Annotated in this window: 20 protein-coding genes and 1 pseudogene (1 of these 21 only partly in view); 13 read left to right on the top strand and 8 right to left on the bottom strand. The window is 38.9% G+C overall.

Annotated features, from left to right (window positions below):
* The 7 genes and pseudogenes from gyrA to dnaA all read right to left on the bottom strand — a co-directional run.
* Positions 1-1,897: the 5' portion of a DNA gyrase subunit A gene (gene gyrA, locus RCG21_RS02585; protein ID WP_133332784.1), read on the bottom strand. Its footprint begins 647 nt before the window's first position; the window shows 1,897 of its 2,544 coding nt (coding positions 1-1,897); its start codon is at positions 1,895-1,897; its stop codon lies beyond the left edge, outside the window.
* Between the two features lie 170 nt (positions 1,898-2,067).
* Positions 2,068-3,989: pseudogene (gene gyrB, locus RCG21_RS02580) on the bottom strand (DNA topoisomerase (ATP-hydrolyzing) subunit B).
* Between the two features lie 76 nt (positions 3,990-4,065).
* The gene (gene remB, locus RCG21_RS02575) at positions 4,066-4,311 is read right to left on the bottom strand and encodes an extracellular matrix regulator RemB (protein ID WP_133332785.1); all 246 of its coding nucleotides are present in this window, start codon (positions 4,309-4,311) and stop codon (positions 4,066-4,068) included.
* 9 nt (positions 4,312-4,320) lie between these two features.
* A complete protein-coding gene (recF, locus tag RCG21_RS02570) occupies positions 4,321-5,439 on the bottom strand; it encodes a DNA replication/repair protein RecF (RefSeq protein ID WP_026573835.1) in 1,119 nt (372 codons plus the stop codon).
* A gap of 14 nt (positions 5,440-5,453) precedes the next feature.
* Positions 5,454-5,672, bottom strand: coding sequence for a ribosome maturation protein RlbA (rlbA, locus tag RCG21_RS02565; RefSeq protein ID WP_026573834.1), 219 nt, complete (start codon positions 5,670-5,672; stop codon positions 5,454-5,456).
* Between the two features lie 169 nt (positions 5,673-5,841).
* A complete protein-coding gene (gene dnaN / locus RCG21_RS02560; RefSeq protein WP_133332786.1) occupies positions 5,842-6,978 on the bottom strand; it encodes a DNA polymerase III subunit beta in 1,137 nt (378 codons plus the stop codon).
* A gap of 197 nt (positions 6,979-7,175) precedes the next feature.
* Positions 7,176-8,522: a chromosomal replication initiator protein DnaA gene (dnaA, locus tag RCG21_RS02555; RefSeq protein WP_133332787.1), complete on the bottom strand. Its 1,347-nt coding sequence runs from the start codon at positions 8,520-8,522 to the stop codon at positions 7,176-7,178.
* 653 nt (positions 8,523-9,175) lie between these two features.
* On the opposite strand from dnaA, the gene rpmH reads away from it, so the two are divergent.
* From rpmH to RCG21_RS02500, 11 genes are all read left to right on the top strand, one after another.
* Entirely contained in the window at positions 9,176-9,310 is a 135-nt protein-coding gene (rpmH, locus tag RCG21_RS02550) for a 50S ribosomal protein L34 (RefSeq protein ID WP_007084526.1), read from the top strand.
* 81 nt (positions 9,311-9,391) lie between these two features.
* Positions 9,392-9,736 carry a ribonuclease P protein component gene (rnpA, locus tag RCG21_RS02545; RefSeq protein WP_133332788.1) on the top strand — a complete coding sequence of 115 codons (345 nt, stop codon included), beginning with the start codon at positions 9,392-9,394 and terminating at the stop codon, positions 9,734-9,736.
* A gap of 176 nt (positions 9,737-9,912) precedes the next feature.
* A complete protein-coding gene (gene spoIIIJ / locus RCG21_RS02540) occupies positions 9,913-10,659 on the top strand; it encodes a YidC family membrane integrase SpoIIIJ (protein WP_231510793.1) in 747 nt (248 codons plus the stop codon).
* The gene (gene jag / locus RCG21_RS02535) at positions 10,656-11,276 is read left to right on the top strand and encodes an RNA-binding cell elongation regulator Jag/EloR (protein ID WP_133332789.1); all 621 of its coding nucleotides are present in this window, start codon (positions 10,656-10,658) and stop codon (positions 11,274-11,276) included. Before spoIIIJ ends, jag begins: the two co-directional genes overlap by 4 nt.
* 274 nt (positions 11,277-11,550) lie before the next feature.
* Positions 11,551-12,936 (top strand): tRNA uridine-5-carboxymethylaminomethyl(34) synthesis GTPase MnmE, encoded by a 1,386-nt coding sequence (mnmE, locus tag RCG21_RS02530; protein ID WP_308912877.1) that lies wholly within the window; start codon positions 11,551-11,553, stop codon positions 12,934-12,936.
* Positions 12,937-12,993: 57 nt separating this feature from the next.
* Positions 12,994-14,880, top strand: coding sequence for a tRNA uridine-5-carboxymethylaminomethyl(34) synthesis enzyme MnmG (gene mnmG / locus RCG21_RS02525; protein WP_133332791.1), 1,887 nt, complete (start codon positions 12,994-12,996; stop codon positions 14,878-14,880).
* 56 nt (positions 14,881-14,936) lie between these two features.
* Positions 14,937-15,653 carry a 16S rRNA (guanine(527)-N(7))-methyltransferase RsmG gene (gene rsmG / locus RCG21_RS02520; RefSeq protein ID WP_133332792.1) on the top strand — a complete coding sequence of 239 codons (717 nt, stop codon included), beginning with the start codon at positions 14,937-14,939 and terminating at the stop codon, positions 15,651-15,653.
* Between the two features lie 106 nt (positions 15,654-15,759).
* Entirely contained in the window at positions 15,760-16,623 is an 864-nt protein-coding gene (gene noc / locus RCG21_RS02515) for a nucleoid occlusion protein (protein WP_133332793.1), read from the top strand.
* 373 nt (positions 16,624-16,996) lie between these two features.
* Positions 16,997-17,758, top strand: a complete 762-nt coding sequence (locus RCG21_RS02510) for a ParA family protein (protein ID WP_133332794.1) — start codon at positions 16,997-16,999, stop codon at positions 17,756-17,758.
* Entirely contained in the window at positions 17,751-18,605 is an 855-nt protein-coding gene (locus RCG21_RS02505) for a ParB/RepB/Spo0J family partition protein (RefSeq protein ID WP_026573822.1), read from the top strand. Before RCG21_RS02510 ends, RCG21_RS02505 begins: the two co-directional genes overlap by 8 nt.
* A gap of 173 nt (positions 18,606-18,778) precedes the next feature.
* On the top strand, positions 18,779-19,492 hold the full coding sequence (locus tag RCG21_RS02500) for a DUF554 domain-containing protein (RefSeq protein WP_133332795.1): 714 nt from the start codon (positions 18,779-18,781) through the stop codon (positions 19,490-19,492).
* 24 nt (positions 19,493-19,516) lie between these two features.
* Here the strand turns inward: RCG21_RS02500 and yyaC are convergent, their stop codons facing one another.
* Positions 19,517-20,146 (bottom strand): spore protease YyaC, encoded by a 630-nt coding sequence (yyaC, locus tag RCG21_RS02495; protein ID WP_133332796.1) that lies wholly within the window; start codon positions 20,144-20,146, stop codon positions 19,517-19,519.
* A gap of 162 nt (positions 20,147-20,308) precedes the next feature.
* Between yyaC and RCG21_RS02490 the strand changes: the two genes are divergently transcribed.
* Together RCG21_RS02490 and RCG21_RS02485 are read left to right on the top strand one after the other, a co-directional pair.
* Complete coding sequence (locus tag RCG21_RS02490; RefSeq protein ID WP_133332797.1) at positions 20,309-21,181, top strand: mechanosensitive ion channel family protein; 873 nt, start codon at positions 20,309-20,311, stop codon at positions 21,179-21,181.
* An 18-nt stretch (positions 21,182-21,199) separates the two neighbouring features.
* Complete coding sequence (locus tag RCG21_RS02485; protein ID WP_133332798.1) at positions 21,200-21,397, top strand: DUF951 domain-containing protein; 198 nt, start codon at positions 21,200-21,202, stop codon at positions 21,395-21,397.
* Positions 21,398-21,429: the final 32 nt, after the last annotated feature.

Below are 21,429 nucleotides of genomic sequence, written 5' to 3'. Positions count from 1 at the left end.
TATGAGCAAACGATGTTAATGGTGATCGTTTTGAGATTCCTTCTTTTGTTGTAAAGAACAAGAACCAATCATCTACAAACTCCTCAACAGGGATGATTGCATTCACCCATTCTCCTTTTTCCACACCGAGCAGGTTAATAATTGGAATTCCTTTAGCCGTCCGGCTGTATTCCGGAATTTCATATCCTTTTGATCGGTATACCTTTCCTTTGTTTGTAAAGAAGAGAATCGTATCATGTGTGGATGTAGTAATGAGATGTTCAACAAAATCATCTTCATTCGTTCCCATTCCCTGAATACCACGGCCGCCCCGTTTTTGGGCACGGTAAGTTGAGACAGGAAGGCGTTTAATATAGCCATTATGTGTTAAGGTAATGACAATATTTTCAACTGGGATTAAATCCTCATCCTCAATATTTTCAATTCCGCCTGTGGCAATCTCGGTACGGCGTGTATCATTGAAACGTTCTTTAATTTCTAGTAGTTCCTCACGGATAATTTCTAGAACCTTCTCTTCATCTGCTAAAATTGCCTTTAATTCCGCAATGAGCTTAACTAAACCCTGATATTCTTCCTCAATCTTTTCTCTTTCTAACCCTGTTAGACGTTGCAAACGCATATCTAAAATAGCTTGAGCTTGCTTTTCAGAAAGGTTAAATTGAGTCATTAAGCCTTCCCGGGCAATTTCCGTTGTTTGCGAGCTGCGAATTAAGTTAATTACCGCATCTAAGTTATCTAGGGCAATACGCAATCCTTCTAAAATATGAGCACGCGCTTCTGCCTTGCGTAATTCAAATTCAGTTCTGCGGCGAATAACTACCTTTTGGTGATCTAGATAATAAACTAAACATTGTTTAAGATTCAATACCTTCGGATGTCCGTCTACCAGGGCCAAGGTATTGATACCAAAGCTAGTTTGCAGTGCGGTTTGTTTATATAAGTTATTTAGAAGAACGTTTGCGTTTGCATCCTTACGAACCTCAATAACAATACGCATCCCTCTGCGGTCGGATTCATCCCTTAGGTCTGTTATCCCTTCAATTTTTTTATCACGGGCCAATTCAGCAATTTTTTCAATTAGCCTTGCTTTATTTACTTGGTATGGTAACTCATTAACAATGATAACTTCTTTACCATTTGATTTTTGTTCAATTTCTACTTTTGCACGGAGAGTGATAGAACCTCTGCCAGTTTCGTATGCTTTACGGATTCCACTTCGTCCAAGAATAATACCTCCTGTTGGAAAATCAGGTCCGGGGATGATTTCCATTAATTCTTGGGTCGTTATTTCTGGATCATGACTGACAGCTAACACCCCATCAATGACTTCTCCAAGCTGGTGAGGAGGGATATTGGTAGCCATACCAACTGCAATTCCCGTTGTACCGTTCACTAATAAATTAGGAAATCTAGCAGGCAAAACTACTGGTTCTTTTTCTTCGCCATCATAGTTTGGCTGATAATCAATCGTATCTTTGTTGATATCTCGTAATAATTCCATAGAGATTTTAGACATTCTTGATTCTGTATAACGCATCGCTGCAGCCGCGTCGCCGTCTACCGAACCAAAGTTTCCGTGGCCGTCAACAAGCATATAGCGATAGTTAAAATCCTGGGCCATCCGAACCATTGTTTCATAAACAGCTGAATCACCGTGTGGATGATATTTACCGATTACATCACCAACGATACGGGCTGATTTTTTATAGGGTTTGTCCGCGTGGATCCCAAGATCATGCATTGCATAAAGTATACGGCGATGTACCGGTTTCAGCCCATCACGAACATCTGGAAGTGCACGGGAAACAATAACACTCATTGCATAGTCAAGGAAAGATGACCTCATCTCCTGACTAATATTTATTTCTTTAATTTGAGGATTTGATGTTTCAGACATTTTTTGAAAACCTCCTATTCGGGGTGAAAATAGCCTTAAAACGTTCACGCTGATAGGCAGGTAAACGAAAAAAGGAGGATAGTGGTCACCCCTCTACCCTTTTAATCAATCTAGCATGTTGCTTTCTTTTCTTATTGTCTTATTGCAATCCATCGAGGCGCTGGAGCTGTTTAGATATCTAAATTCTTAACGTATTTTGCGTTTTCTTCAATAAAATTACGGCGCGGTTCTACCTTTTCACCCATAAGCATTTCAAAGGTTTCATCTGCTTCTATCGCATCCTCAAGATTTACTTGAAGCATGCTGCGATTAGCAGGATCCATTGTGGTTTCCCATAGCTGTTCCGGATTCATTTCTCCTAAACCTTTGTAACGTTGGACATTCGGCTTCGGTGCACTTGGCAGCACTGCAAAAACCTTTTCCAATTCTTTATCATTATAAGCATACTCGACTCGTTTACCTTGTTGTACCTTATATAAAGGTGGTTGGGCGATAAAGACATAACCCGCTTCCAGAATTTGCCTCATATACCGGTAAAAGAACGTTAGAATTAGTGTACGAATATGTGCACCATCGACGTCTGCATCTGTCATAATAACAACTTTATGGTAACGTGCTTTTGAAATGTCAAAGTCTTCCCCAATTCCAGTTCCTATGGCGGTTATCATGGCCCGTACCTCATTATTAGAGAGAATCTTATCAAGGCGTGCCTTCTCAACATTAAGGATTTTCCCTTTTAAAGGTAAAATTGCCTGGAAATGACGGTCACGACCTTGCTTCGCTGAACCACCCGCTGAGTCACCCTCAACAATATATAATTCACTCTCTGAAGGATCCTTTGAAGAACAATCCGCTAATTTCCCAGGTAAACTGGATACTTCTAAAGCACTCTTACGTCTTGTTAATTCCCTCGCCTTTTTTGCCGCTAGTCTTGCTCTAGCCGCCATTAAACCTTTTTCAACAATTTTCTTCGCTACTATAGGGTTTTCCATAAGAAACTTATCGAAATGGCTTGCAAATAAGGCATCTGTAATAGCTCTTACTTCAGAGTTGCCAAGCTTGGTTTTGGTTTGCCCTTCAAATTGCGGATCAGGGTGCTTAATCGAAACTATAGCTGTTAGACCTTCCCGAACATCTTCACCTGAAAGATTGGCATCTGCCTCTTTAATTAAACTATTTTTCCGAGCATAATCATTTATAACCCTCGTCAAAGCGGTTTTAAAGCCTGACTCATGTGTTCCGCCTTCGTAAGTATGAATATTGTTTGCAAAGGAGTAGATACTCTCTGTATATCCCTCATTATATTGAAGGGCCACTTCGATACTAATTCCGTCACGTTCACCCTCGATATAAATTGGGTCTTCAAAAATGACTTCCTTTGTGCGGTTTAAATGTTCAACATACGATTTAATACCGCCTTCATAATGGTATTCACTCTTTTTATTTTCAACACGTTTATCCTCAATGGTTATTCTTAAGCCCCTGTTAAGGAAAGCAAGCTCACGAATCCGTGTTGCGAGGGTATCGTAATCGTATTCCAATGTTTCGGTAAAAATTTCTCCGTCCGGTTTAAAACGTGTAATTGTACCGGTTATATCGGTTTCCCCAATGATCTTTAAATCGGCAACTGGAACTCCGCGTTCATACTTTTGATAGTGAATATGACCGTCCCGATGAACAAAAACCTCAAGTTCCGTTGACAGCGCATTTACAACGGAAGCACCTACACCATGTAGTCCTCCTGATACCTTGTATCCGCCGCCGCCAAATTTCCCTCCGGCGTGAAGTACCGTCATGATAACTTCAACAGCAGGCCTTCCCATTTTTTCCTGATTCCAACAGGGATTCCCCGGCCATTATCCTTTACGGTAATACTGTTATCTTTTTCAATGATGACATTAATTTCAGTACAATATCCCGCCAAAGCCTCATCAATACTATTATCAACGATCTCCCAAACAAGATGATGGAGGCCTTTTCCGCTTGTCGAACCAATATACATCCCCGGTCTTTTTCGAACAGCCTCGAGTCCTTCTAATACTTGTATCTGGTCAGCTTCATATGCTTGTTCTTGAACTGTGTTTTGTTCCATTGTCAAAGCTTTTCACCTGCACTTTCTTACAAAGTCAATCTATTTAAAAGCTAGAAGATTATTTATTCGTAATTTATTAATCCGATAAATTCTTTTGACTTGAACGTTTCTTTAAGGTCCCGGAAGCAATAGGGGATAAATAAATTTTGTCGGATGTTATTACAACCGACTTAAAGGGGTTTTTTGAAAGGTTAATGACTTTATCTTCATGCTGGTGTAAAAACTCCTCTACCATCACAGAAGATTTTGCACTCTCTTTATCTAGAATAGATATAATGTCCCTTGCCCTGATATTTAAATCCTCCCCAATATGAATATACACACTCCCACCTCAATCCACTTTCTTGATCACACCGGATTCTACTTCAAATGTTGAAGCATCTTTTAATGTTTGATGGTGAATTCCATCAACACTTGTCGTTGTTACAAAGGTCTGAACCCTTCCTTGAATGGTATTTAGCAGATGTGACTGACGATAGTCATCTAATTCTGATAACACATCATCAAGGAGTAAGATTGGAAACTCGCCAATCTGTGAATGAATTAATTCAATTTCGGCAAGTTTAACAGAAAGAGCGGTTGTCCGCTGCTGCCCCTGTGATCCGAAGGTTTGCACATCCCGATTATTGACGAAAAACAATAGATCGTCACGATGGGGACCAAACAAAGTTGTCCCGCGTTCTATCTCTCTTGTTTTAACCTTGTTGAATTTTTCCTCAAAGGATGCTACCATTTTCGACAAATCTTGGCCTTCTAATACATCCACTGATGGTTTGTACTCAATTTTAAGCGTTTCTAGCCCTCTAGAGATGCCGCTATGGATAGGCTCTGCCCACTTTTGAAGCAGCTGCAGGAACTCAAATCGCTTATTAATAATTTTTACCGCTGTTTCAATAAACTGTTCCGTTAATATTTCGAGCATTGTTTGGTCAGACTGCTTTTTTATTTGCATCATTTTTAAAAAATGATTCCGCTGTTGAAGTATTTTTTGATATTGACTCATATCATGTAAATAGACTGGTGATACCTGACCAATTTCCATATCTATAAAGCGCCTTCTTACCTGTGGACTGCCCTTTACCAAGTTTAAATCCTCTGGCGCAAACATAACGACATTAAGGTTCCCGACATATTGACTCAATTTCTGTTGTTCAATGTGATTGCACTTTGCCTTTTTCCCCTTTTTGGAGATCACCAGTTGCAGAGGCAAAGAACTATACTGTTTTTGGATTCTACCCTCTATTTTAGCATACTCTTGATCCCAACGAATAAGATCTTTGTCATTTGAGGTCCGATGGGATTTAGCCATGGCTAAAACATAGATGGACTCCATTACATTGGTCTTCCCTTGGGCATTTTCACCCAAGATAACATTTACTTTATTTTCAAATTCAACGGATAATGTTTCATAGTTCCGATAATCTTTTAAGGCTAATTGTTCAATATACATGAACGTAACATCCTCTATTTTTCCGTAATAAGGAATTCTCCGAATCCGGGTATTTCCACTTTGTCCCCTTGACGAAGTTTTCTTCCTCTTCTTTGATCTTGTTCACCATTGATAATAATTTGATGCTCACTTAAAAACCATTTTGCCATTCCACCGGTTTGGATCACATCCGCTAATTTAAGAAATTGCCCTAATGTAATAAATTCTGTATCTATTTCTATTTTGGCAGACATAATTAATCACTCTTTTCAAAAAATGGTCTCAATACTTTATTTTACTAAAAAAATCAGTTAGATACAAAAAAATCTAAAAAAGCTGCCATTTATTGTGGCAGCTCTATACTTTTTTATGAAAATTCATCCTGGACTTTGAAAAGGATCCAGATCCAGTACTTAGGTATTTTTAGTACGTTCTTACCGGTAAAATTAGTTGCAGAGTTGTTTCGTCATGAAGCGGGCGAATCAGGAATGGGCGCATCGCTCCGGTAAAACTGATACAAATATCAGTACCCTCCAATGCTTTTAACGCATCCATCATATATTTTGCACTAAAGGAAATTTTTAATTCTTCGCCTTCAATCGATTGGCTTTGAATCTCTTCGACGACCTTACCAACCTCAGGTGTATTAGAAGAAACTTCGATGATTCCTCCCTCATTTGTTGTGAATTTAACAACATTATTTCTACCTTCACGAGCAAGCAAAGACGCACGATCAATAGCCTGTAAGAATGCCTTTGTATTTACAGTTACATCCGTTTTGCTTTCATTTGGAATTAGTCGGGAAGTATCTGGATAGTTACCTTCTAACAGTCTTGAGAAGAACAATAAATGTTTCGCTTTAAACAAAATTTGATTTTCTGTTATCACTATGTCAATTAATTCATTGGAATCATCAATAATCTTACTTAATTCATTCAAACTCTTCCCTGGGATTACCACATTATAGGTTTCACTATTTTCTGCTTCAATTCTTACTTTCCTTAATGCCAAGCGGTGGCTATCTGTACCAATACAGGTTAACTCCCCATTTTCGATCTTCCAGTTTACACCTGTCAAGATGGGGCGTGTTTCTGAGGTGGACACAGCGAAAACTGTTTGCCTGATCATTGCTTTTAATAGATCTGTTGCAATATGGAATTTATTATTTTCCTCAATTTGCGGAAGATGTGGATATTCCTCTGCATCAAGACCATTTAAGTTAAATTCAGATTTTCCTGAACGAATAACCGTTTGCAGCGAACCAAGTACTTCAATTTCAACAGTATCTGTCGGGAGCTTCTTTACAATCTCACTAAAAAACTTTGCTTGCAAAACAATGGCCCCGGTTTGTAGGATCTCAACGATTTCATCCTCAGCTTCCTCTTTTGGAATAAAAGATTCAATCGATATATCAGAGTCGCTTCCTGTTAGGGTAACCCCTTCCTCTGCAGCAGTAATTTTAATTCCCGTTAAGATTGGAATGGTTGTCCTGGAAGTGACTGCCTTCATCACATCTTGAACACTTTGAACGAGGCGGTCCCGTTGAATGATAAATCTCATTTTAGAAATTCCTCCGATTAAGCATATTTTTAATGACGATAACATATAATAATATTTTTTAAAAAAATAGTAGAAGTACTAGTAGGGCCTGTTGATATGTGGATAACCCTATTTTATCAAAGGAAACACAGCCTATCCACATGTGGACAGACTGTGCATGAATGGGTAAAAGTTATTCACATAATTAACCGAGTAATTTAAACCTTTAACAGTTCATTTAATTCTTTCATTTGCTTTTGCAGCTGTGAATCACTCTGCAGCATTTTTGAAATTTTCTCATGGGCATGGATGACGGTAGTATGATCTCTGCCGCCAAACTCTTCTCCTATTTTTGGGAGGGAGTGGTCCGTTAATTCCCGTGATAAATACATCGCAATTTGCCTCGGGAAAGCAACTGACTTAGTCCGTTTTTTTGCTTTAAAATCCTCCAGTTTAACGCCAAACTGTTCACCGACAATTCTTTGAATATCAAGAATGGTAACCACCTTCGGTTTTGAGCTTGGAATGATGTCCTTCAATGCTTCTGCTGCTAAGTCTGCATTGATATCCTTATTAATTAATGATGAATAAGCGACAACTCGAATAAGCGCACCTTCGAGTTCACGGATGTTTGAATCAATTTGATTGGCGATGTAAAGCATGACCTCATTCGGAATATCCAATCCTTCTGCTTTTGCTTTCTTGCGGAGGATGGCAATCCTTGTTTCGAGATCAGGCGGTGTAATATCGGTAATGAGCCCCCATTCAAAACGTGAACGCAGACGGTCTTCCAAGGTTGGAATTTCTCTTGGCGGACGGTCACTTGAAATAATAATTTGTTTGCTTTCCTCGTGAAGAGCATTAAAAGTATGGAAGAATTCCTCTTGGGTTGATTCTTTTCCAGCCAAAAATTGAATATCATCTATTAGCAGGACATCAACATTTCGATATTTATTTCGAAAGCTTTCAGCTTTATTGTCACGAATCGAGTTTATAAATTCATTTGTAAATTTTTCTGATGATAAATAAACGACTTTTGCCGATGGATTATGATCCAATACATAATGGCCAATCGCATGCATTAAGTGGGTTTTACCCAATCCTACTCCACCGTATATAAATAAAGGATTATAGGCCTTTGCCGGTGCTTCAGCTACAGCGAGCGATGCTGCATGAGCAAAACGGTTTCCTGAACCGATTACGAACGTATCAAAAAGGTACTTAGGATTTAAGATGTTTTGCGGAAAGTCATTTTGATCTTCTTCTTTTTTTGCCTTTTTTGGAGGCGCTGGTACATCCATTTCTTCCTCATTTTGATTATGCGGAATAATAAATTTCACAGATAGCTCTTCTCCAGTAATTTCATAGAGAATACCTGCGATTAACTGGGAATAGCGCTCCTCGAGCCAATCACGCGCAAATTCATTCGGTGCTGTGATTACAAGGAGATTTCCTTGTAGGGAATGAGCCTTTGTCGACTTTAGCCAGGTATCAAAGCTAGGCTTGCTGATTTTTTTCTCTATATTAGCCAGCGCTGCATTCCAAAGATCCGCAATATTTTCCAACGAGTTTCCCCTCCTTTTCAAAATGATAAATCGTGTAACTTCACTTTAAATAATAAAGTCTAGCCCCGAAAGTTCCGTGAAAAACCAAGTTATACAAGCTGTACAATCTATTAATTTATAAATATACGAAACAGTGGTTGTGGAAAAATATATAATAAGGAAATAAAGTGGAGTTTCGACAATATCCACTTCCTGTGGACAAGTTTCTGCAGTACGCTTGAACAACCTATCCACAAGATATCCACAAATTGTGGATAAAGATAAATTAGGACAAAGTTATTCAGAGTGAAAACACAAATATAATATCAAATAATAGCAAGAGGTGCAATGCTTTTTCGTAGTTTATCCACAAGAGGTGTGTCCTGTGGGTAAAAATTGTCCACAAGTATTGGCTTTGTGAAAAAACTGTCGATAACTTGTGAAAGGTGCAAAAAAACTGTCGATTACTTATCCACAAGAGAAAAATATGAGGATAAACTGATCCCTTGAGTTTAGTTTTAAAAAAAAACGGCAAAATCATGTATGATAAAAAAATTGGAAATAAGGAACAATAGCTGGAGGGTGGTTGACAATCTTATGTAGACCTCTTTATAATAAATAAGACTGTCAAAGGCATTAAGCTTGATAGCTATTCCTCAGGGAGGTGTCATATAATGAAAAGAACATATCAACCAAATAAACGTAAGCATAGTAAAGTTCACGGTTTCCGCAGTCGTATGAGCTCAGCAAACGGACGTAAAGTTCTTGCTCGCCGTCGTCTAAAAGGAAGAAAAGTATTATCAGCTTAGACCACTGAAACGTCTCAGTGGTCTTTTTTCTAATTTAAGGGGAAAAATATTACTGAGACTATTCAGACTGAGGGTGTTTTGATGAAGAAGGAATTAAGGGTCAAAAAAAATAAAGAGTTTCAAGAAGCCTTTCAAAAGGGGGTTTCCTTTGCAAATCGACAATTTGTTGTCTACTCATTAAGAAAAGAGGGCCAGGAAAATTTTCGAATTGGCTTGTCGGTCAGCAAAAAAATTGGAAATGCCGTTACCAGAAACCAAATAAAACGATATATTCGACAGGCAATTTTTGAATTAAAGGATCAGCTCCATGCAGAAAATGATTACATCATTATCGCGAGAAAACCTGCAGCGGAAATGGACTTCTTTGAAGTAAAAAAGAGCTTAACGCATGTTTTAAAGGTGGGAAAGGTTTTAAAGAAACGTTAAAAGGACATAAAGGTGAGTATTTCCCTTTTTTACTTTGTAATAAGACATTTTATACAGGAAAATGGTAAAATACTTATAAGTAAAAATATACATAAATAACATTTTTTTATTAAATATTTATATCTTGGACAAGGAGGGAAATTTGGTTGAAAAAAAGAATATTACTTTTGTCGGGGATGCTTTCTTTATTCCTGTTCTTAACGGGATGCAGTCAGATTAAGCAGCCGATCACATCAGAAAGTACAGGGTTTTGGAATCAATACATTGTATATCCATTATCTTGGTTTATTAAAGAAGTGGCTCATTTGCTTGGCGGAAGCTTTGGATTATCGATTATTGTTGTAACCATCCTCATCCGCCTGGTTATTTTGCCGCTTATGATTAAGCAGACAAGAAGCTCGAAGGCGATGCAGGCACTTCAGCCGCAGTTAACGGAACTTAGAAAAAAATACAGCTCTAAAGATCAAAAGACACAACAAAAATTACAGCAGGAAACAATGGCACTTTTCCAAAAAAACGGTGTAAACCCGATGGCCGGATGTTTTCCATTAATCATTCAAATGCCGATTTTAATTGGTTTCTATCATGCAATCTCGAGAACAAGGGAAATCGCTCAGGACAGTTTTTTATGGTTTGACTTGGGAGAAAAGGATCCTTATTATATTTTACCGATCGTTGCAGGGATTACGACGTTTATCCAGCAAAAAATGATGATGGCCGGTACAGAAAATCAAAATCCACAAATGGCGATGATGGTTTGGATGATGCCGATTATGATTGTCATTTTTGCATTTAACTTTCCAGCTGCACTTTCGTTGTACTGGGTAGTCGGAAATATTTTTATGATTGTTCAAACCTATTTTATAAAAGGCCCGGAACTTAAGGCGCAATCCACGGGCAATGCGGGGGGAGCAAAGAAGTGAAACAGGTAACTGCTACAGGACAAAATGTCGAAGAAGCAGTAGAATCAGCTTTAGCTCAATTACAAACAACGAAGGACCGCGCAGAAATCGACATTATCGATGAGGGAAAAAAAGGGATCTTTGGTATTTTTGGTTCACGCCCAGCAGTGGTAAAAGTTACCGTAATCATTGATCCAATTGAGGAAGCCCAAAATTTCCTGAAAAGCATCAGTGAACAAATGGGAGCACCGGTTGAAATTGAAGTAAAACGTGAAGGAAAACAAGTTAATTTTGTTTTAACAGGGGAAAAGATTGCTCTATTAATCGGAAAAAGAGGACAAACCTTAAATTCTTTGCAGTATTTGACTCAGCTTGTCATCAATCGTTCGTCCAATCGATATTTGACCGTTATTTTGGATGCTGAAGACTACCGAAACCGCAGGAATGAGACGTTGATTCAATTAGCTCATCGTCTTGCTCAAAAGGCCGTAAAAACGGGGAAAGACGTGGCCTTGGAGCCGATGCCATCCTATGAACGCAAAGTTATTCATTCTGCGTTATCTGAAAATAAACGGGTTAAGACATTTTCAGATGGATCTGAACCACATCGGTACATTGTTATTACTCCATCTAAATAAAAAGAAAAAGGCACTTTATCAAATCGATAAAGTGCATTTTTTTATTCTCTAATTCCTATTACCTGTTTTTAAAATCCTGTGCGTAACTTTTTTTATGAAAATGTTTGTTTTATTGTTATTCACATGTGGATAAGTTAAAATATAAGATAATAACTGTCGTTGTGGATAATTATGATTGCTTTTTTAACTGAAACTGATGTGATATTCTATTAATTTGGAGCAAAATATCATTTCTTCTATAGATTATTTTTTGCAAGTAAGAGAGGTGAATACAATGGAGTTTGATACGATTGCGGCGATTTCAACACCGATGGGTGAGGGTGCAATCGCAATTGTACGATTAAGTGGTGATGATGCCTTTAAAATTGCTGATAAGGTTTTTAAAAGTATCAGCGGGAAAAGGCTGATTGATATGGCTTCCCATACGATTCATTATGGCCATCTAATTGATCCGGAAAATGGACAAGTGGTGGAAGAAGTAATGGTTTCGCTTATGAAGGGGCCAAAAACCTTTACAAAAGAGGATGTAGTTGAAATTAATTGCCACGGTGGAATCGTTTCTGTAAACCGTGTGTTGCAGCTTATATTAAATAATGGAGCACGGCTTGCTGAACCGGGTGAATTTACGAAGCGGGCCTTCTTAAATGGGCGCATTGATTTATCGCAGGCAGAAGCAGTTATGGATTTAATTCGGGCAAAAACGGATCGGGCGATGAACGTTGCATTAGGGCAAATGGAAGGAAGATTATCGCGATTGATTCGCGGTTTGCGCCAGGAGATTTTAGAAATACTTGCCCATGTGGAAGTGAATATTGATTATCCTGAATATGATGATGTCGAGGAAATGACTCATAAAATGCTGAAGGAAAAAGCGGCTTATGTACGGGAAGAAATTATGAAGCTTTTGCAAACCTCTCAGCAGGGGAAAATTTTACGTGAAGGCCTATCAACGGTTATTGTTGGCCGTCCAAACGTAGGTAAATCTTCGTTATTAAATAGTTTGGTTCATGAAAATAAAGCAATTGTCACGGATATTCCAGGGACAACACGTGATGTCATTGAAGAATATGTTAACGTAAGAGGTGTACCGTTAAGACTTTTAGATACTGCGGGAATCAGGGAGACTGAAGATATTGTTGAACGGATTGGGGTTGAACGTTCCCGACAAGTTTTACGAGAGGCAGATTTAATCTTGCTCGTTTTAAATTATTCTGATGAGTTAACAATGGAGGATGAAAATCTATTTAAGGCTGTTGAAGATATGGATGTGATTGTCATTGTTAACAAAACTGACCTTCCGCAGAAAATTGATTTGGATCGGGTTAAGGATCTGGCTGCAAGCCATAGGCTCGTGACAACTTCTCTTCTTGAAGACCGTGGGGTTGACGAATTGGAAGAGGCTATCTCTTCATTATTTTTTGCCGGCTCAATTGAAGCCGGGGATATGACCTATGTTTCAAACAGCCGTCATATCGCTTTATTGAATCAGGCATTACATTCGATAGAGGAAGCTATTGACGGAGTCGAGATGGGGACTCCGATTGATATCGTTCAGATTGATTTAACAAGGGTCTGGGAACTGCTTGGGGAAGTCATTGGCGATAGTGTCCATGAAAGCCTAATTGATCAGCTATTTTCACAGTTCTGTTTAGGGAAGTAAAAATTAGAAATAAACTTTTTTACATTCCGAGACATTCGGAAATTGGAGGAACTTTTAATGCAATACGAAGCAGGAAGTTACGACGTCATTGTCGTCGGTGCAGGTCATGCGGGCTGTGAGGCCGGCCTTGCGGCTGCACGGCTTGGCGCAAAAACATTAATGATTACCATTAATCTCGATATGGTGGCCTTCATGCCATGCAATCCTTCTGTTGGCGGACCAGCAAAAGGGATTGTGGTGCGTGAAATCGATGCACTTGGCGGGGAAATGGGTAAAAATATTGATAAAACCTATATTCAAATGAGGATGTTGAATACAGGGAAAGGTCCTGCAGTAAGGGCACTCAGGGCACAGGCTGATAAATTTGCCTATCAACATGAAATGAAAAACACGCTTGAAAATGAATCGAATTTAACTCTTTTACAGGGAATGGTTGAACGTCTGGTTGTCGAAGACGGTGCTGTTGTTGGCGCCGTTACGAAAACAGGTGCAACTTACCGTGCGAAAACAGTGGTAATTACGACTGGTACCTACCTTCGCGGCGAAATCATCCTTGGTGAATTAAAGTATTCAAGTGGTCCAAACAACCAGCAGCCTGCTGTTAAGCTATCAGAGCATCTAGAAGAGCTTGGTTTTGAACTTGTTCGTTTTAAAACGGGGACACCGCCAAGGGTTAACAGCCATACGATTGATTACAACAAAACAGAGATTCAACCTGGGGACGAACAACCTCGAGCTTTTTCATATGAAACAACCCAATACATTACCGACCAGCTTCCATGCTGGTTAACATATACGAATGAACAAACCCACCAATTAATCGATCAGAATCTCCATCGCTCACCGATGTATTCTGGAATGATTAAGGGGACAGGACCGCGTTATTGCCCATCCATTGAGGATAAGGTCGTACGCTTTAATGACAAACCGCGCCATCAAATTTTCCTTGAGCCGGAAGGAAGAAATACACAAGAAGTATATGTCCAGGGATTATCAACAAGTCTGCCGGAAGATGTCCAACAGCAAATCTTAAAAACCATACCTGGTCTTGAAAATGTTCAAATGATGCGCTCAGGTTATGCCATCGAATATGACGCCATTGTGCCAACACAGCTTTGGCCGACACTCGAAACAAAGATTGTCAAAAATCTTTACACGGCTGGCCAAATTAATGGGACTTCTGGGTATGAAGAAGCAGCTGGTCAAGGACTCATGGCAGGAATTAATGCCGGACTCAATGCTTTAGGCCGGGAGCAATTAGTGTTAAGCCGCTCGGATGCGTATATTGGTGTTTTAATTGATGATCTCATTACCAAGGGGACGAATGAACCATATCGTCTGCTTACATCACGGGCAGAATATCGTCTTCTTTTACGCCACGATAATGCTGACTTGAGGTTATCGGAAGTTGGCCATGAAATTGGACTAATCCGTGAGGAACGATATCAGCATTTCTTAGCTAAAAAAGAAGCGATTGAACTTGAAAAGAAACGATTATGGTCATCAATCATCAAACCTTCAAAGGAAGTTCAGGATCTAATTAAAAGCCAGGGCGGCAGTGAACTAAAAGATGGTATTCGTGCATCTGACCTGTTAAAACGTCCCGAAATGTCCTATGAACATATTGAGGGTCTTACTCCTAGTGATGTTACTTTGGATACTGAAATTAAAGAACAAGTCGAAATCCAAATTAAATATGAGGGCTATATTGAAAAATCACTTCAGCAGGTTGACCGCTTAAAGAAAATGGAGAATAAGAAAATTCCTGAAAATATTGATTATGATGCGATTAACGGATTGGCAACAGAAGCGAGACAAAAATTGAAAAAAATTAAACCGTTATCGATTGCCCAAGCATCAAGAATTTCCGGGGTAAACCCTGCTGATATTTCCATTCTGCTTGTTTATTTAGAACAGGGCAGGATCGCTAGGGTTTCAAATTAGAAATGCCGAAGCGCCTTGGTCAAGGGCGCTGGAGCTAGACAGCGAGGAATATTTACATGAATGTTGAACAATTTGAATCCATGCTGGGGGAAAAGGGAATTACCCTCTCCTCAAGGCAGTTGGAGCAATTTGAAATATATTACGAAACCCTTGTTGAGTGGAACGAAAAAATGAATTTGACAGCCATCACGGATAAAGCCGATGTGTATTTAAAACATTTTTACGACTCCATAACTGCGGGCTTTTATTTTGATTTTACAAAACCCTTTCATCTTTGTGATGTCGGGGCGGGTGCCGGATTTCCGAGCATTCCTTTAAAAATTGCTTTTCCGCAAATAGAGATCACTATTGTTGATTCACTCAACAAGCGAATCTCATTTTTAAACCATTTGGCAAGTGTACTTAAATTAGAAAATGTTCAATTTATCCATGACCGCGCCGAAACATTTGGAGTGAATCCAAATTATCGGGAATCGTTTGATGTTGTTACGGCAAGAGCAGTTGCCAGAATGTCTGTTTTAAGCGAGCTATGTTTGCCGCTTGTGAAAGTGGATGGCCATTTTATCGCAATGAAGGCTGCACATGCCAATGATGAATTAGAAGCTGGCCAAAAGGCCATTTCAACCCTCGGCGGAAAATTGGAAAAGGTGTTTACATTTACATTACCAATTGAAGAAAGTGAACGGAATATTTTGATCATTAAGAAAGAGAAACAAACGCCAAGGAAATACCCGCGTAAGCCAGGTACCCCTGGTAAAATGCCGATTGAGTAATAAGAAATGGAAAGAATCAATTTTTGAAAAATACCCTTGAGTGGCAGGAAGATATTATTCGAATAGAGAATAAATAATAGGGAGTTTCGTAAAGGTGGTGTTGGGGATGAGGCATTCGTTTACACGCTTTTTTGGTCTTGGCGAAAAGGGAGAACAAGACCTAGAACTTGAGAAAGAAATCGAAATTGATAGAAATGAAGAAATCAAGAAGATTCCAATTGACAATATCTTTCCAAATCGTTTCCAGCCCCGGACGGTTTTTGATGATGAAAAAATTGAGGAATTGTCACGAACCATTCATATTCATGGAATCATCCAGCCAATTGTTGTAAGACAATTTGACAAAGATCGGTACGAAATTATTGCCGGTGAGCGGCGCTGGCGTGCCATGAAAAAGCTGGGATGGGATGAGGTTCCGGCGATTGTTAAGAATATGTCCGATACTGAAACAGCTTCTGTTGCCTTAATTGAGAATCTGCAGCGGGAAGAGTTGTCACCGATTGAAGAGGCGATTGCATATGGCAAACTGCTGGAGCTTCATAATTTAACCCAAGAGGCTCTCGCACAGCGTCTTGGGAAAGGACAATCGACCGTAGCGAACAAGCTTCGGCTGCTCAAGTTGCCACAGGAGATTCAGGAAGCATTATTAAATAAAATTATAACGGAGCGTCATGCCCGTGCGTTGATTCCTTTGAAGAATCCTGAGAAACAGGTCCTGCTTTTACAGGAAATAATGGAGAAAAACTTAAATGTAAAGCAAACCGAGGACCGCGTTGTCAAACTGCTTGAACAAAAAAATCAAAAGCCTAAGCCAAAAAGGAAAGCATTCAGTAAGGATATGCGAATTGCCGTAAATACAATTAGGCAATCCTTATCGATGGTTTCAGATAGTGGAATAGATCTTAATGCGGAGGAAGAAGAGTTTGATGAATTCTACCAATTCACCATTCGAATTCCGAAGAAAAAATAAAATAGATAACAGATGAACCAAACAATAATTGTTTGGTCTTTTTTTATTTGGCAGTGTTAAAGGATATTGTTGATTATTTAACCCTGTTGATTGGAGCGGAAATCAACAGACAAGTTTATTACAGCCTTTTATTTAAGTGGGTCATTATCCTTCTAAATGGATGATAATGGTATTTATTGAAATAATCCATTGCATGAATATTTTTCGAAAAAAAACAAAAACAAATCTATTTCGTGATAAAATAGTTACCATGGCCATTTTGTTTTTGAAAATGGCAAATAGTCATTTTCTTTGTAATGGCAAATTAGCAGTTTAATAGATGAATATTTGATAGAATATAAGTAAGAATTTAGGAAAAAGGGTAGGTGACATTGTGGGCAAAGTTATTGCAATCGCGAATCAAAAAGGCGGAGTCGGCAAAACGACTACCTCTGTCAACCTAGGCGCCTGCTTAGCATACATAGGGAAAAGAGTACTTTTAGTAGACATTGACCCGCAAGGAAATGCAACAAGCGGTATCGGAATTGAAAAGGCAGAGGTAGAGCAGTGTATATATGATGTTTTAGTCGATGACGTTGAAGTGAAGAATGTCATAAAGCCATCGTCTGTTGAAAATTTATATGCTGTACCAGCAACCATTCAACTCGCGGGTGCGGAAATTGAGTTAGTACCAACCATTTCACGCGAAGTCAGACTAAAACGTGCTCTTGGTGACGTAAAGGATCAATTTGACTATATTATTATTGATTGTCCGCCATCCCTCGGATTACTAACTATTAATGCCTTAACAGCCTCTGACGCAGTGTTAATTCCCGTGCAGTGTGAGTATTATGCATTGGAAGGGCTAAGCCAACTTTTAAATACCGTTAGGCTTGTTCAAAAGCACTTAAATCAGGATTTGAAAATTGAAGGTGTTTTATTAACGATGCTGGATGCCCGCACAAATCTGGGGATACAAGTAATTGAAGAAGTGAAGAAGTATTTTCAGGACAAGGTCTATAAAACGATTATTCCAAGAAATGTACGACTAAGTGAAGCGCCAAGCCACGGAGAACCCATTATCACTTATGATGCTAGATCCCGTGGTGCCGAAGTATATTTAGATTTGGCAAAGGAAGTGGTCTCACATGGCTAAAGGATTAGGAAAAGGACTTGATGCATTTTTTCCTAATATGGAGGTTAATAAAGGTGAAGCGGTCCAAGAGATAAAATTGAAAGAATTGCGTCCCAATCCGTATCAACCTCGGAAAACCTTCCAACAAGAGGCCATAGATGAATTAAAGGCATCCATTTTAGAACATGGCATCCTCCAGCCTCTTGTCGTCAGGAAAAGCATTAAAGGCTATGAAATTGTCGTGGGCGAAAGACGTTTCAGGGCGGCAAAAGAAGCAAAGCTTCAAGCGGTACCTGCCGTTGTCCGCGAATTGTCAGAGCAGCAAATGATGGAATTGGCTGTAATTGAAAATCTTCAACGGGAAGATTTAAGCCCAATTGAAGAAGCAATCGCTTATCAAACCTTAATGGAAAAGTTAAAACTGACACAAGAAGAGGTAGCTAAGCGATTAGGAAAAAGCCGTCCACATGTGGCGAACCATGTCCGCCTCCTCTCCCTCCCGGCTAAAATTCAAGAGTTAATTTCAAATGGAAAAATCTCCATGGGGCATGGCCGTGCCTTACTTGGTCTACGTCAAAAGGAGAAGCTCCCGATTTTAGTTGAAAAGGTAATAAATGAAGGCTTAAACGTACGCCAGCTTGAAAAACTCATTCAACAATTAAATGATAATGTTTCACGTGAAACAAAAAAGCCTGAAAAGAAAAAGGATGTTTTTTTACAGGAACGTGAGCATTTTCTTCGTGAGCGGTTTGGCACCACAGTTAATATTAAGCATTCAAAAAATAAAGGGAAAATTGAAATTGAATTCTTCTCACAAGAGGATTTGGAACGCATCCTTGAAATTCTTGACCAAGAATCCTCTGTCTAAACCATCAATAGATGGTTTATTTTTTTACCAATACAATATATTGAAAGTTAGTTATTAATATATTCAACATATTGTATTTGAGAATGATTTTAAATATCTTTCATTTCAAAATAAAATATGATAATTTATTATTATTAAATACTTCGAGAGACGAATAATAGGGGAATCAGTAAATGTTTTTATTAGGAACGCTTGTAAATGGTGCATTAATTATTATTGGAAGTCTTCTTGGAAAACTATTAAACCGGATTCCAGAGAGTATGAAGACAACCGTTATGTATGCGATTGGATTGTCTGTCATGGTACTGGGGCTGCAGATGGGCTTAAAAAGTGAAAATTTCTTAATCGTGATTTTAAGTCTCGTTATAGGTGCTGTAATTGGGGAGCTTTTTAAATTAGAAGAAAAGCTGAATGATTTAGGGCATTGGCTGGAGAGCAAGGTGGGCTCTAATGGAAAAGGAAGTATCTCTGAAGGGTTTGTAACGGCAACCTTAATCTTTGTGATTGGGGCAATGGCAATTATTGGGGCACTTGACAGCGGAATCCGCGGGGATCACGATGTCCTGTACACCAAATCGATTATTGATGGATTTACTGCTCTGATTTTAACGACAACACTTGGAATTGGTGTTTTATTTTCGGCAGTTCCGGTCCTGCTTTATGAAGGGCTTATTGCCTTGTTTGCCACCCAAATTGACCGTTTTGTGCCGCAGGCCTTAATGGATCAATTTATTGTTGAAATGACAGCGACGGGTGGGGTGATGATTTTTGCTATTGGCTTAAATCTTACTGGTATGATAAAAATTAAAGTTGCTAACCTCCTCCCTGGTATTCTCGTAACAGGAGTGATCGTTACAGTACTATATAATTATCATCATTTCTTTTAATCCATTTTAAAAAGCAATCGGCTATTAATCACCGATTGCTTTTGTTTGTTCTTCTTCCCACTCCCAATTGACCTCATTCCAGCTGTCCTTTGGATTAGGAAGACTCGCTTGATAGATCCCACCTGCAATCGTCTTTGCCATTTTCATAACAAGATTTAATCGTGTATTTTGCAAAACGAAAAACTCCATAAACCCGCTTACATTGACAATTCCGGTAATATGTAACTCTCCAACTGCAGGAAGCTCTTTGTTCACGCCTGCGCCTGGTTTAACAGGTCCGTCTCCAAGCTGGATCACACCAACATTTTTAATACGGCCAAGGCAGGCATCAATTCCAATAATAAATGGGTTGTCATGCTTATTTTGAATTTCAGTTAATTTTTCTTTAAGATTTACGGCATGAATCGGTTCATCTAATGTTCCGTAAACGTAAAAGGATTGAAGGTTCTTCTCCTCTAACAGGCTTCCTACAAGAGGACCTAAGGAATCTCCTGTCGAACGGTCCGTGCCGATACATACAAACACAATGGGACGTTCTGACGAAACAGGAATTTTTAAACGTAATTCCTCAGCAAGGTTTTCCGCTGCATGGAAATCATCATAGCATATACGAGTTTTGGCTTTCCGATCAAAAAAACCTGCTTTGAGATTCATTAAGTCCCCTCCAAAATCTTGACAATATATTTTTATTAGTATACGGATTTTTTGGGAATTCTATACATGGAAGAATGCAAAATCCTTTTGAAACTCAAGACTATAATAAAAAATGAAAACTTGTTAAAATAGATGGATGATGGAAGTTAGGTAGGTGTATAGATGAGTTTTACTGAAAAAGGTATGCAAAAGATTATTGATAAATTTCAAAATGAAGATACATGGCTTACAATGGGTGAAGGCCTAATTAAAATCATTGCCATTTTAATCATTTCTAATATTTTAATTCGAATTGGCAAAGTCATGATTCATAATATCTTTAAAATTCGCAATCGTTCACCATTCAGGACGGTTGAGCGCAGGGAAGAAACACTTTCAAGGCTTCTGGATAGCGTTCTTTCTTATGTGGTTTACTTTATTTCATTTTTGATGATTCTTTCCGTGTTAACGATTGATGTGAAAGCGCTGCTTGCCGGAGCTGGGATTGTCGGACTAGCCGTTGGTTTTGGGGCACAAAGTCTTGTTAAAGATATTCTTTCAGGCTTTTTTATTATCTTCGAAGACCAATTTGCCGTTGGAGATCATATCCGAGTAGGAGAATTTGAAGGGAATGTCGAAACGATAGGATTAAGAACGACGAAAATTAAAAGCTGGACAGGTGAAGTTCATATCCTCCCAAATGGAAGTATTACTCAGGTGACCAATTTTTCAATTAATAATAGTGTGGCTGTTGTAGACGTGGCCATTGCATATGGGGAAGATGTTGAAAAGGCGGAGCAAGTCATTGGAGAGCTGCTAGAGACATTACCGGACCATTATGAAGATATAATTAAAACGCCAGAGCTTTTGGGAATTCAAAATATGAGCTCAACAGAGGTAATTTTAAGAATAGTGGCAGAAACTCTGCCAATGAAGCAAGTCTATATATCAAGAATGATTCGCAAGGAAATCAAGCTCTTATTGGATCAGCATGGAATTGAAATTCCCCTTCCTAAACTTGTTGCCTATTCAAATAGTACAGAGCCTAAGAAATAAGGAAAGGAGTATTAAAACATGGAGCAAAAGGAATTTGCCCTCAATGATGTGGTCGAAATGAAAAAGCAGCATCCATGCGGAACCAATCGTTGGAAAATTATCCGAATGGGAATGGATGTAAGGATTAAATGTGAAGGCTGCGGGCACAGCGTATTAATCCCAAGAAAAGAGTTTTCCCGTAAAATGAAGAAAATTTTGGTGAAGCATGAGGAATAGTTCATGCTTCTTTTTTTTGTTATATTAATCTA

Origin of the sequence: Bacillus salipaludis (assembly GCF_030938565.1) — a bacterium.
In the GTDB taxonomy this organism is placed as follows: Bacteria; Bacillota; Bacilli; order Bacillales; family Cytobacillaceae; genus Neobacillus; species Neobacillus salipaludis_A.
This window is presented reverse-complemented; position numbering and strand designations above follow the sequence as displayed.

What these genes read in the sequence shown, in the direction of transcription:
- recF (WP_026573835.1), bottom strand. Translation starts at nt 5,439, where the DNA reads ATGTATATTGAACAATTAGCCTTAAAAGATTATCGGAACTATGAAACA.
- rlbA (WP_026573834.1), bottom strand. Translation starts at nt 5,672, where the DNA reads ATGTCTGCCAAAATAGAAATAGATACAGAATTTATTACATTAGGGCAA.
- dnaN (WP_133332786.1), bottom strand. Translation starts at nt 6,978, where the DNA reads ATGAGATTTATCATTCAACGGGACCGCCTCGTTCAAAGTGTTCAAGAT.
- rpmH (WP_007084526.1), top strand. Translation starts at nt 9,176, where the DNA reads ATGAAAAGAACATATCAACCAAATAAACGTAAGCATAGTAAAGTTCAC.
- rnpA (WP_133332788.1), top strand. Translation starts at nt 9,392, where the DNA reads ATGAAGAAGGAATTAAGGGTCAAAAAAAATAAAGAGTTTCAAGAAGCC.
- spoIIIJ (WP_231510793.1), top strand. Translation starts at nt 9,913, where the DNA reads ATGCTTTCTTTATTCCTGTTCTTAACGGGATGCAGTCAGATTAAGCAG.
- mnmE (WP_308912877.1), top strand. Translation starts at nt 11,551, where the DNA reads ATGGAGTTTGATACGATTGCGGCGATTTCAACACCGATGGGTGAGGGT.
- mnmG (WP_133332791.1), top strand. Translation starts at nt 12,994, where the DNA reads ATGCAATACGAAGCAGGAAGTTACGACGTCATTGTCGTCGGTGCAGGT.
- rsmG (WP_133332792.1), top strand. Translation starts at nt 14,937, where the DNA reads ATGAATGTTGAACAATTTGAATCCATGCTGGGGGAAAAGGGAATTACC.
- noc (WP_133332793.1), top strand. Translation starts at nt 15,760, where the DNA reads ATGAGGCATTCGTTTACACGCTTTTTTGGTCTTGGCGAAAAGGGAGAA.
- RCG21_RS02505 (WP_026573822.1), top strand. Translation starts at nt 17,751, where the DNA reads ATGGCTAAAGGATTAGGAAAAGGACTTGATGCATTTTTTCCTAATATG.
- RCG21_RS02500 (WP_133332795.1), top strand. Translation starts at nt 18,779, where the DNA reads ATGTTTTTATTAGGAACGCTTGTAAATGGTGCATTAATTATTATTGGA.
- yyaC (WP_133332796.1), bottom strand. Translation starts at nt 20,146, where the DNA reads ATGAATCTCAAAGCAGGTTTTTTTGATCGGAAAGCCAAAACTCGTATA.
- RCG21_RS02490 (WP_133332797.1), top strand. Translation starts at nt 20,309, where the DNA reads ATGAGTTTTACTGAAAAAGGTATGCAAAAGATTATTGATAAATTTCAA.
- RCG21_RS02485 (WP_133332798.1), top strand. Translation starts at nt 21,200, where the DNA reads ATGGAGCAAAAGGAATTTGCCCTCAATGATGTGGTCGAAATGAAAAAG.